Raw genomic sequence first — 13,620 nt, 5'->3', positions numbered from 1 at the left:
TGATAAAAGGAGGAAACCACTTGTCAATGCCTGTCATTGATGTCAATGATCCAACCACATTCTATAATGAAAACTTCTTCGGTAATCCGTATGACGTGTATCGACAGCTGATTCAGCAAGGCGAAATTCACAAAGTGAATCTTTATGGAGGACTTTGGTACATCGGTGGATATGAAACCGTAAACAAGTACATTGCAGACCCACGCATTTCCCATAACACGGCACAACAATATTGGGCAGTCCAGTTTTCGGAGCAACAGCTTTACGGAATTCTGGAGTTTATTCGTCTGTTCTCAATGTGGATGTCCCTTCAGGATGGCACTTCTCACATCAGATATCGCAAAATGTTAACCCAGGCCTTCTCCGTGTCAGTCAAAAATCTGGCTCCCTACATTATGGATCTAATCGACGACTCTCTTGATGAACTGGAAGGAAAAGAAGAGGTGGATTTGATTCGGGATTATGCTTACCCGCTTCCCACCAAAGTCATTATGAAACTGCTGGGTCTGCCTGAGGAACAATATGAACGTGTAGCCGAATGTGCAGATAGCCTCGTTCACTTGTTCGGTTCCATGACGGTTACATATGAGGATGTCACGCGTGCACAAAATCTTTTGGTTCTGTTGACTGCCTATTTGACAGATGTGATTGAAGAACGAAGAATACATCCTCAGGAAGATTTTATTACTTACCTTATAGAAGCAACTGATGATGATGGTGTGCACCTGACAATTGAAGAAATTCATGCGCAATGTGCCATGCTGCTCTTCGCCGGACATGAGACCACACGTAATCTGATTGGGAATGGCATGCTTACACTGATGAAACATCCGGAACAACTTCAGAAATTGAAAGACTCTCCGGGTCTGATCAAAAGCACCATTCAGGAAGTCCTTCGCTATGAAAGCCCTGCACAGATTACCGTAAGAACCGCCCTTGAAGACATGGAAATTCTGGATCAGCAGATTAAAAAGGGAGAATTGATCATGTTCTGCTTCGGTTCAGCCAATCATGATCCGCGAAAATTTACCGATCCTCATCTATTTGATATTGAACGCAATGAGGCACGAAATCTGGCCTTTGGTGTAGGAATTCATTCTTGCATCGGTGCCCAGTTGGCGATGATGGAAACAGAGATTGCCATGAGCCGCCTAATCGCAAGGTATCCCCATATGGAATGGATTCAGGATGAGCCCGAATGGCTTCCCAATGTAGGCTTTCGCGGTCTTCAACGACTGCTTGTCCGCTTGAACAATAGATGACCATTATGTAAAGATCGTAAGATCATCAAAAAAAGCGTCGCTCATTCATGAGCAACGCTTTTTTTGATGATCTTATTTGATCTTATTTGATCTGGTTTTTGGAACTCTTGCGTGGGACTCTTGCTTTGGTGCTTTTTTTGAAGGATTGAATGTCTTTTTCCGTAACCCCTTCACTTGAATACAACTGCTTGCAGAAAGCACCTATTCGATCAGAGCTTGCGGGATTGGACAACAGTAACATATGGTTGGAAACATCGATGTCAAACAAATTAAAATTCGGAATGTTCTCCGCCCATATGCTCCAATAGGTTGAGTTGTTCAGTTCGATGCAATCTTCCTCCGTGACAAAGTAAGGCTCAAGTTCACCAAAGAAATGTCCGCTTTGATTGCGGAAATAATAACATGCCACAGCATCTCGATCTGCAAGCGATTGAACTTGGTACTGATCTGCCTGATATGCCTGCTGAACCTTGACACATTGCTCAATGAGCTGCTGTAGATGCTTCTCATTTTTGAAAAGCCCTCTGGATTTCGCAATTTCTGTTAAGTGTTTAAGAAAATCCTCATTACTTAGTTCCATATTGATTTCATCGCGGTGAATTAACGTGTCTGCAATTTTCTCCGGTTGATGAAGAATCGAAGACATTAGCGACATATTAACGGACTGTAAAATATAACCTTTGTCTGACGAAGTCATTTCGTCTTCATCAGAGAGATAGATCGAATCCAGCATCACCATGCTGTTCACCTGGTCACCCTGATTCTGAAGTAACCTGCACACCTCATATGCAATCAGGCCGCCAAGAGAATAACCGCCAAGATCATACGGCCCTTCCGGCTGAACGGTTTTTATGACATGCACATAATACATCGCCATGCCTTCGATCCCATATAACGGAGAGCGGTCAGTCATCCAGCCTCTTGCCTGGATACCGTAGAAGGGTCGCGTACACCGGGATGCAATAACCTGATAACCTTCAACACCACCCATTGCGGCGTGAAACCAGAAGACGGGTCTGCCTTCAGAAGCATGATTCAGCCGAACAAGTTCGGGAAATTGTGGCCATGACTTAACAACCGACTTCAAAGAGCCATTTGTTTTCTCCTCCGGTCCGGTGACGCTAAAACTTGTTGGCTTGCCCTGAAGCATAGGGGTCTGATTTAATCTGTCTGTCAGACTTGCTATGATGTCTGCCAAAGTCAAACAATGTTGCAAATCTGCTGCATTGATTTCAGGATTCAGCTCGGTTTGCAATCGTTGAATCAACTGAATAAACACGATGGAGTCCATTCCATATTGCACAAGAGGTGTTGATTCCTGAATCTCACCGCTTTCCAAACCAAGCAGATTCAGGATGATGGCTGTGATCCTGTGTTCCAGTGATGTATTCCCGGCTACATCTATACTGGAATCAGGAGCCCCTTTCTCCAGGCTGGAAACGACCACCGATTTAGCATGAGCAAGAGTATGAGTAAGGTCAACCCAGCATCTTCTCTTTTCAAATGGATACCCAGGCAATGAAATGATTTGAGCAGGCTTTCCTTCATGCAGACCTTCCCATGAAACGTTGCCTCCTTTGGACCAATACAGTGCAATTTTATCAAGGTTGCCCTCAGCCATGAAAGCTCTCAATATTTTTTCGCCAGTCCTTCCTGACAACAGCTCCTTCACTGTCGAGTCTTCTTCTGCCCTTCCAGTAAACATCGGACAAGAATCAACCCAGTTTTTATTTGCCTTTTCCGCTTTCAAAAACTTCTTCAGCCCGGTAATGAGTTCTTTTTTATGACTCACAATTAGAGCCAAGCGATCCGGCATCGCTTCTCTGCCCACTTGCAGCGTATACGCCACATCCCTCAGGCTCATCTCGTTATTTAATATGACTGTATTCAGGAGTTGCTGCGCAGCGGCCTGCAAGCGTTCCTTGTTCAACGCCGATAGAATGACAACTTGGGCCACCGAATCTTCGCTCACTGCATCATTTTGCTCTGTCTCCGCGGCAACGTACTCTTCGATGACCACATGTGCATTTGTCCCGCTGATGCCTGTGGTGCTAATCGCTCCCATTCTTGATGCATTCAACGGCGTTCTCCACGGTCTGTTTTCTTTATTGATATTGAGGTTGCTGCCCATGCCCATGTTGATATGCCGATTAGGCTCTTCATAGGAATGCAAAGCCGGAATTGTTCTATGCCTCATGGCCATCAACATCGTTATGAGGCTAACCAAACCGGATGCCGCAAAGGTATGTCCGATTAAAGGTTTTACGGAGCCAATCGCCACGAATATGTCCTGATCGTTGTAAGAACCATATACGTTGGATAATGCCTGCATCTCAATTGCATCTCCTATCGGTGATCCCACACTTTGCGACATGATGAACTGCACGCTGCGTGGATCAATCCGATACCGTTTGTACACCATTTTCATCAACTCTGCCTGTGACTCAGGATCAGGCGCAGTCAATCCATTGGTTCGTCCGCTATAATTAACACCACTGCCTCTAATTGTGCCATAAATATGATCTCCGTCCTGAATGGCCTGTTTCAAAGGTTTGAGCATCAACGCGGTTACAGCCTCACCAGGCACCATTCCGTTAGCACGTTCGTCAAATACGCGGCACTGGCCGTCGGGGGATAACATGCCTGCCCGATGGAGAGCTGTGTGCAGCATGGGAGACAGTATCAGACTCACTGCCCCGGCCAAGGCTGTGTCGCACTCTCCGCTTCTTAACGCCTGACATGCCTGATGAAGAGCTACCAGCCCTGAAGAACATGCGGCGGTGATCGCCATATTGGGCCCTTTCAGATCCAGAACATATGCAATACGGGCCGCAAGTGTGGCATTTTGATTACCGTTAATCGATCCTTTCTCTGCTGTCAAATAACCATACTCGCCTTCTTCAACCCCAACATATACACCACAATTCTGACCACGAATACGATCCCCCATATAACCGGCATCCTCCAGAGCATGCCATGCCTCTTCCAAGAATAGACGTTGTCTGGGGTCCATCATCGCTGCTTCATTCGGTGAAATATGGAAAAACATCGGATCAAAGCGATCAATATCCGCCAAATAACCTCCCCATGCAGGAATACCAGCATTCTCATCGGTTACATCCTTCCCGCCTTCTGAGGTCCAACGACTGCGGGGCAATCTCGATATACATGAAGAACCTGATTCAACATTTGTCCACAAATCCTCGATGGTGCCTGCCTGCGGAAACCTTCCGCTCATGCCGATGATGGCTATGGGTTCTTCCCTGTGAAGTTCAGAAGGTTCAGGGACAGGATGCTCCGTTGATCCGTCAAGCTGCTCCATTACAGATGGATTGGTGTTTCTGTCTGTATGGGAGTGATCTTGTATTTGTGTTGGATATGCGGTTGACATCATGCTGTACCTTGCTTCCATTTCTTCGGAAAAGGATGTGATCAGATGCTGCGAAAGTTTGTTCAGGGTGGCATGTGCAAAAAAGACGGTCGGTGACAATTCAAGCCGGAATTGCTGGCTCATAAGCTCAGCGAATTCTGCCAGACTGATCGAATCAAAACCATAATCCGCCAGATTCCGGTCCGGGTCCAACTTGGTTGCTTCCATTTTCAACAGTTGGGCAGCCCAGCCTCTCAGTTCTTGCCCTACACATTCCTGTAAAGTCTTGCCTAATGGTGAATGTGAATTCCTTACTTGGGCCTGATCCTGATTTCTCGCTTTTGTGCGCAATCCAGGGGAGGACTGCTTGGAAGCCGGCATGTCTAAGCCCAAAAAACGATGTATCCGGCTTGGCCTTCCCGCCAGAGCAAGCTGATGTGTACCGGATTGTCTGATCACCTGATCAAAAAAAGCGATCCCCTCATCCTTTTCCAGAAAACGCAATCCACTTGTTCTCAGATACATGTCCGTACCTTCTGTCGTCCTGGAGCCCATTCCGCCTTCTCTCCAAAGTGGCCATAAAATGGCGATTGTACGAATATTCTGATCCTGCATCTGGGCGTACGCCATCTGAAAACGATTGGCCACTGCGTAGTCACAGGAACCAAAGTCCCCCAGCAGCGCCGACGAGGATGAAAAATAACAGCGAAAAGCCAGAGGTTCGTTTTGCAACGCTTCATCCATCACAAGTAACCCTTTAACCTTGGGACGTAGCACTCGCTCGAACTCTTTTATGCTTTTGGACAGAAGGGTTTCCTGACTTTCCATTCCGGCGGCATGGACCCATCCGTGGATATCGCCACATTGCATTTTTGCGGATTGCAGAGCCGTTGTTACTTCTGCCGCTTCACTCACATCTGCCTGAACATATATGACCTGACTGCCATTTTTTCCAAGGCCCTTGAGCAATTGCCTGTTCATCTCATCCAGCGGAGATCGCCCCATCAAAACAAGATTGATTCCCTTTGAAGCCCAGACTTTTGCGAAAATAACACCCAATCCGCCAAGTCCACCTGTAATCAATACAGTCTGTCCAGGCTTCGGATAACGGGTATACTCATCAGCATGTTCAGTTAAATCAACTTGCTTCATTCGACTTACCAAACGACGTCCATGCTCAAAACGAACACTTTGTGGCGATTCCGATAAAAGTTCATCCCACAGCAGGTTCGACAGGTCCGCAAATGCCAACATATCCGAGTTCTGTCGTGCCTGCGAGCTGCATACGGTTAATTTCGTCTTCTTCATACTCAGACCTATTGAACGTTCAAAGCCAATCCATGAGTCGAGGTAACACTGATCCAGCGCAGTGGCATGTTCTCCAGCCAATAAAATACGTTTGGGTTGTATATTCTCCATAACCATCGCTTGGATCATGTGTACAATCGGACTTGTATCACGTAAATATTGGGCGTCATCAAACGGCCACAGATACAGAACCGCATCAATATGATCTCCTTGCTTGGCGATCATGCGAAATTGTTGGCAGTAAGCCTCCCGATCCATTTTCCCAGCTTCGTCACCTGCTTCTTCAACAAAATAGACCTCGGTATCCGGACTGCGGCGAGCCAACATTTCGCGAATGATGGACTGTTTGTTTTTATCCGATAACAGACATATCAGTCCCCTGACATTTTCTCTGGCCAGCTTGGCCGAATCTGAGTCAAGGTGAGAGGATTCTTCCCAAATTTCCTGAAAAGAAAGTAGTTCCGTTGCTTCTTCCGATGGTACGTGCTGACTCTCAGAACCAAATTGTTGTCTTTCGGCCGGGGAAACCGATTCGAATTTTTGGACGGACTGATACGGCACCCAATACTTTTCCTTGGCAAATGGATACGTGGGCAAGCTTAACCTGGAAGGTTTATCTTGATCATCTTTATATAAATGCTCCCAACGAACCGGATATCCCTTGGTCCACAGATCCAGCACCTTTCCATAGGAACCGTTTTGCAGCCATTGGTTTACGATTTCCTCTGTGCCTTCGTCCATGTTAAACAATAATGCTTCTTTGCCACCTTGCAGACCCGCTTGGTACATTAAACCTTCTGGTAGTTGTTCCATGCCTCCATCCAGTGCTGCGCTCAACTTTTCCTTCAGATCGGCGATGCCGGAAGTCAGCACACCCAACCGCTCCTCCATCGCATTACGTCCCACTTGTAACGTATAGGCCAGATCGCGGAGATCAGCATCCATATATGAATCGTACTGCAATCTCTTCAGCAACAAACGAACCTGCTCCTGAAGTTCACCTTTATTCCGTGCAGACAGAACAATCATTGTCGGATATTCAGGTGCCGCTGAGTGATTCGCCTCTTTTTTATCCGATTTTCCCGTATACTCTTCAAGAATGACGTGAGCGTTGGAACCGCCAAAACCAAACGAACTGACCCCCGCTCGTCTTGGCATCGCCTTTCCGTCCGCATTTGTAATCGGCTTCCATTCTTGCAGATCACGAACAAGGTAGAACGGACTGTCCTCCAGTTGCACGTAAGGATTCACTTCATCCAGATGAAGATTTGGAGCCAGTTTTTGATGTTTTAATTGCAGCAGCACTTTGATTACACCTGCAATGCCAGCAGCCATCTCCAAGTGCCCTATATTGCTTTTTACCGAGCCTAGTCCGCAATGTGCCTCTCCCATTTGGCTATCCCCTGTGTGTTCATACAGATTCCTAAACGTCGCTTTAAGCGCATTGACCTCGATCGGATCGCCCAAAGGAGTACCTGTGCCGTGTGTTTCGATATAACCTACCGTTCTCGGATCAATTCCCGCTTTTTGGTACGCTTCGAATAACAATTCCGTCTGAGCTTTGGGGTTGGGTGCCGTTAATGAATTGGCGCGACCTCCATGGTTTTCGTTTGTTCCACGGATAACGGCATAGATATGATCTCCCGCTTCCTCGGCATCCTTGAGAGGTTTGATCATCAACATGCCGACCCCTTCACTTCGAACATATCCATCAGCCTGAGCGGAGAACGTTTTACACCGACCATCACTGCTCAACATACCTGCCTTAGTTAAGCTTATATATCCTTCGGGTGTCAAAATGGTATTAATACCGCCTACAACGGCTGCATTGCAATCCCCGTTCCTCATCGCCGTGACTGCGCGATGGATCGCAACCAGGGAACTGGAGCATGCGGTTTCAATCGGCTCGCTCGGGCCATGGACGTTAAGAAAATAACTCATCCGGTTCGGTCCAACCGAAGGTACAATTCCCGTGGACGTATAGCTATCCATAGCCATGCCTGAAGACGCGATGAGATTGCTGTATCCCGTACCAGCCGTTCCTACAAATATGCCAAGCTTGCTGCCAGAAAGGCTTTGCGGAGCATATCCGGCGTCTTCAATCGCTTTCCACACATACAGCATTAGCAGCCGCTGCTGCGGGTCCATAAGTTCCGCCTCACGGGGAGAAATACCAAAGAATCCGGGATCAAATTGATCCACACCCTCAATAAACCCTCCCCAGATCATGTCGAGCTCCCCAGTCTCGTTTAAAGAATCCTTTTGATAAGCATACTTTTCCCGCCGAGACCGAGGAATTTCCGTAATGCAATCCCGCTGGGCTGCCAGATTGTCCCACAGCTCCTCCGGGTCAGCAGCCATCGGGAAAATACCACTCATGCCTACGATTGCAATGCCTTGATCCTCCATGACATTTGTTGGCTTCACCCTTCCCACGTCCGAGGCATGTTTACTTGTAAATCGTCGGAAAACAAGAGGTTCAGCTCGTTCAGTTCCACTCTTCGCTTGTGTGGGAACCATCTTGGATGAGAATCTCGTTAAAAATTGTTGTTGATAGGTACGTGTTACATATTGCGAGAAGGCTTGCAGCGTCGAATATTCAAAAAACAGTGCCGGGGTAAGACTCATGTTGAAATTCTCGTTAAGTGTGTTGGTCAGTTCCGTCAGCATGATGGAATCAAGTCCATACTCCCCAAGTTCAACCTCGGGATCAATTTGTGTAACCTGCACCTTAAGAAGTGACGAAATCATGGAAGCCATCGTTTCCCTGACCTTATGTTCAAGCCAGGCTGTATCCGTCTGTTCCTCTGGGATTGCTGGCTGCCCCGCATTCCGTGAGTCAAGAGCATCGGGGGAAGACAAAAACTTCTGTCTCAATCGAGTCACTTCACCTGCCGCAACCAGTACCTGACTTCTTCCACTTGCCAATGCCTGATACAAGGCTGCCGTTCCTTCTTCTTCACGCAGAGGGTGCATGCCCGTCTGTTTTTTCAAATTGCGTAATTGCTGTTCATTGATCTGCATACCTCCCGATTCCCAAAGAGGCCAGTTCACCGATAACGTTTGTCCGGTCCGCTCTCCTCGTTGGACAAGCGTATTGCGATAAGCAGCATAACGATCCATGAAAGCATTGGCAGCCGCATAGTCTGCCTGTCCAATGTTTCCTGTCACACCTGTACCGGAAGAAAATAAAATCAAGACATCCAGATCATCCCTCCGTGTTGCTTCATCCAGATAAACCGTCCCTGCAACTTTGGATGCCAGCACCTCTCTGCACTCTGCACCTGTTTTATTTTCAAGCAGACGGTCCCGGGTAATGCCAGCGCCATGCAGAATGCCGTTTACTTTCCCATACGTATGACGGACCATCGCCAGCACTGTCTGAACATTCTCTTCATCCGCTACATCCATGGTCAAGTATTGAATGTGGGCGGGCAGTTCCTGTATCCTCTGCCTGACGGCAGTTGGCAACGCTGGAGACCTGCCCGTCAAGATGATCGTTGTCCCGGTCGCCTTGAGTGCGATCTCCTGTGCAAAAATGGGTCCAAGACCACCGCCGCCTCCAGTAATAACGTATACGCCCCCGTCTTGCCACGGATGGGATGGCAGATGCTCATGGCCTTCCCGATTAGAACACTCCCCGATGGAACTCACTGCCTCGGTGGATACGTCCTGAACCAGTTCCTTCCACGATGCACGGTACAGTTGGTTCTCCATATATCGCAAGTGATCCTCATTCGGCAAATTTGCACAGGACTTAAGCCGTTCCACCCATTGTTCCAGTGACGTATCACGCTGCATTTCAACAAGCTGGCAGCGCACCTGCGGATGTTCAAGCTGAACGGTACGGAGCAGGCCAGACAGCCCTGTCCACAGTCTGGATTGTTCTGCATCGTCAGGTATGACAACCTGAATGAATTTGCTTCCTTCATGACGAAGGCTCTCACCATCTTTGAACTGCTCCAGCAGGGCAAGCACATATGCTTCGTAACGTTGTGCAAGGGTTCCTGCTGAACCGAGTTGTATCAGGGAAACCCCTGGCATTCCCTGTTTCAACATTTCGGTCATCGTGAAATTTTTCAACTCACCACACAGGATAATCCGGTGTTCGCTGTATGAAACCAGTACGGAAGAAGACATGCGGTTCGGGGCCGTTTCCCAGTATGGCTCCAGAAGGATTACGCCTTCTACCTCGGGCACACTCACGGTGACTTGTTCCATCCAGACCAGAACCTGACCAGCGTCATTGGCTATGGCTACGTCCAGTCTAAGATCGGATCTAACCGCTCCAGTCGAATCATGATGTGGCGCCGTGCCCAGGCGAATCCATACCCAAACAGGTTGTCCATCCTGCAAAACCTCCAAGGAATGGACTGATTTTATGGTAAACGCTCCCCCGAGGTTCACTTGACTCTGTTGCCCACAAAGTTCACATAATCCAACTTGAATGACGTCTTGCAGCATTTTTGGATCAATGAACATGTTGGTAGATCTTGTAGTTTCTTCGGAACTGGAGATGTGCAGCAGCACTTCTCCATTCCCCTTATAACTTTGTTTCACACGGCCTGTCGTCTGCCCGCCAGACCATGCATTATCCGCGTCCGATGTAGCTGAGTTGGAATCCAACTCACACCGGTTACGTACAGCTTGCAAGTCAAACCTTGTTAGGTCGTAGGCAGATCTTTCCGGTCTGGAGACTCTTCCCGTCGTTAATAACTGCCGTCCCTTGTTGTTGCCTGCACTGCTGATTTCGAAAAAAAGTTCTTTCTGATCTTCTTCAGGGTAAATTTCAATTTGAATCTGTAATGGAAACTCCGTGTTCAGGATGTTTGTGTCATGCTGCACCCACTTCACATCGGATAATCTGAGCTTCATCACCGATTGCCCATCCCCGTCTGACGACTCCATGGCATGCTGCGCCGCCACACGAGCCATTTCCATACAGGCTACATCGGGAAAAGTCCGTTTGCCCGATGTAACAGAAGTTTGCAAAAATGACTCGGTTCCAGTAAAAATGGAGCTATAGCGCTGTGAGTATAAATTGGAAATGTTACTGTGTACAAGGGGATGCAGAACCCCTGCCAAGTTCGAATATTCATCTTCGAATGGCCGCGGCATTCGGGAATCCGGGATCGGAACCCAATACTTCTCTTGGGCAAACGGATACGTTGGCAGACTGATTCTGTCTGGTTTCTTCCCATCATACAGAGCTGACCATTGGACAATGAACCCTCTTGTCCAGATCTCTGCGACTTTGCCCAGCTTGCCACGCAGGTACCACTTATGGACCAGATCCTGCATTTCCTCATCTTCTGTTAGTGACAGGAGTGTATCCTTGCGTTTGGCTTGCCCTCTGTACGTTTCAATCCCGTCATGACCTGTGACTGCTCCTTCATGCATGTAATGAGTCAGGCCAGTCTCCAATTCAGCCATAGTCCCCACAATCAGTGCCAATCGCTCCTCCATAGGCTCGCGTCCGATCTGTAACGTATAGGCCATATTAGCCAAATCGTTCTCTGCATACTTTCCTTCACGCAAGGCCTGAAGCAATAGATTCACTTGTTCACGCAATCGTGCTTCGTTTCTGGCGGACAACACTACGATCGCAGGGTGTTGTCCGGGGATTGCTGTTGTATTTTTTTCATGATTCTCCCGATTCGGAATATACTCTTCCAAAATGATATGTGCGTTCACGCCGCCAAAACCAAAGGAGCTCACTCCCGCACGTCTAGGCATTTCCCTGCCATCGCTATCTCTCGGAGCAGCCCATTCTCTTGTTTCCTGCACAATATAAAACGGGCTGTTGTCCAATTGGACATAAGGGTTAATATGATCCAGATGCAAGCCTGGCACGAGCTTACGATGCTTCATCTGAAGCAATACCTTCATGACACCCGCCACACCAGCAGCCATCTCAAGGTGTCCAATATGAGACTTTACAGAACCCAAACCGCAGTGCGGTGTTCCGAGCGGTTCATCTCCTGATTGACGAGCCAGCTCTTTAAAAGCGGCCTTCAGCCCGTTCACTTCAATTGGGTCACCCAGAGGTGTCCCCGTTCCATGGGTTTCGATATAACCGACGGTTCTTGGATCAATATCGGCTTTGCGATAGGCCTGGATCAATAGGTCTGCCTGTGCTTTCGGATTCGGTGCCGTTAAGGAGTTGGCCCGTCCACCATGGTTCTGGCTTGTACCCCGAATCAGCCCATAGATGTGATCTCCCGCTTGTTCTGCATCTTTCACCCGCTTTAGCATCAGCATGCCGACACCTTCACCGCGAACATACCCATTAGCCTGTTCGGAAAAGGTTTTGCAGCGTCCGTCTTCACTCAGCATCCCTGCACGGTTAAAGCTGATATGCCCTTCCGGGGTCAGGATGGTATTAATACCGCCAACGATGGCTGCATCACAATCCCCATTTCTCATCGCTGTTACTGCCCGATGGATGGCAACTAGCGAGCTTGAACAAGCCGTCTCTATCGGTTCACTTGGACCATGTACATTCAGAAAATAGCTCATTCGATTGGGTCCTACGGATGGAACAATTCCGGTTGAGCTATACCCTTCAATAGCCATTCCGGAACGGGAAATCAGACTGCTGTATCCCGTTCCGGAGGTGCCCACGAATATACCCAGGTTACTTCCAGACAAGCTTTGAGCAGCATAGCCCGCATCCTCAATGGTCTTCCATACATAGAGCATCAGCAGACGCTGCTGTGGGTCCATAAGTTCCGCTTCCCGCGGGGAGATGCCAAAAAATGAAGGATCAAATTCATCCACCCCATCTATAAATCCGCCCCATTTAATGTTGGTTTTATTCGACTCCTTTAGGGGATCTCCATAAATGGACTTCCAATCCCAGCGTGACAATGGAATCTCGGTGATACAGTCTCTTCCTTCGCTTAAATTTTCCCACAGCACATCCGTATCCTTTGCCATCGGAAACCTTCCTGTCATGCCTACGATCGCAACAGGTTCAAACGTTGTTATCGCCTTGTCTGCTCGCTGAAAGGTTGGAGAGTTGCTTTCCTGAGATCGCGGGTTGGTATCTCTCATCAGACGGGAGTTTCCATGCTTGGCGTTTTCCTGAGCTTGATGAAAGCTCTCATCATTTACGGAAGTTCCAGCATTCTCAGAAGTCTCAGCATTCTCATAATGGTGAGCCATTTCAAAGTTCTCGGATGACTTAAATCTGTTCTTCATTGTGGATTCAGATGAAATATGTGTTTTCTGGACATCTCTTGCCTCGGCAGGAGATGTCCACAGTTCTGCAAATTGATCAACATAGGTTTCCAAAGCATAGTCTGTAAATTGCGCTAAAGTTGAATGTTCAAAAAAAACGGCCGGGGTCAGATTCAGTCTGTAGTTCTTGTTCAGGGAGTTGCTCAGTTCGGTTAACATAATGGAATCAAATCCATACTCACTGAGCTCCACATCGGCTTCAATTTCCTCCGGTCGTACCTTCAATTGATCCGCCACAGCCTTAGTCAACATTCTGCGTGTCTTTTCATGTAACTCGGTATCAGCCTGAAGCGTGTTCCCGGATTTCTGAGACTCGCAGGAAGTCTGGGTGTGTTGATTTTGCGCCATTAAAGAGGTTAGTTGATTGGCAGCATCTTGCGGATTTAGTTTACGTGTTCTGATATCATTGTATATTTGATACAAGTCGTCTTTCATCCG

At 47.9% G+C, this 13,620-nt stretch carries 2 protein-coding genes; one reads left to right on the top strand and one right to left on the bottom strand.

Annotated features, from left to right (window positions below):
• Positions 1 to 26: 26 nt before the first annotated feature.
• Positions 27 to 1,262 carry a cytochrome P450 gene (locus MHH92_RS12960; RefSeq protein WP_253509486.1) on the top strand — a complete coding sequence of 412 codons (1,236 nt, stop codon included), beginning with the start codon at positions 27 to 29 and terminating at the stop codon, positions 1,260 to 1,262.
• Between the two features lie 82 nt (positions 1,263 to 1,344).
• Here MHH92_RS12960 and MHH92_RS12955 read toward each other — a convergent pair whose 3' ends face one another.
• On the bottom strand, positions 1,345 to 13,617 hold the full coding sequence (locus MHH92_RS12955) for an SDR family NAD(P)-dependent oxidoreductase (RefSeq protein WP_340904095.1): 12,273 nt from the start codon (positions 13,615 to 13,617) through the stop codon (positions 1,345 to 1,347).
• Between the last annotated feature and the right edge of the window lie 3 nt (positions 13,618 to 13,620).

The organism is Paenibacillus sp. FSL M7-1414, assembly GCF_038003195.1.
Classification (GTDB): domain Bacteria; phylum Bacillota; class Bacilli; order Paenibacillales; family Paenibacillaceae; genus Paenibacillus; species Paenibacillus amylolyticus.
The sequence above is the reverse complement of the archived record's forward strand: the minus strand, read 5'-3'. Positions and strand labels throughout refer to the sequence as shown.

Bases quoted from the DNA above. Each gene is read 5' to 3' on its own strand.
- MHH92_RS12960 (WP_253509486.1), top strand. From the start codon at position 27: ATGCCTGTCATTGATGTCAATGATCCAACCACATTCTATAATGAAAAC.
- MHH92_RS12955 (WP_340904095.1), bottom strand. From the start codon at position 13,617: ATGAAAGACGACTTGTATCAAATATACAATGATATCAGAACACGTAAA.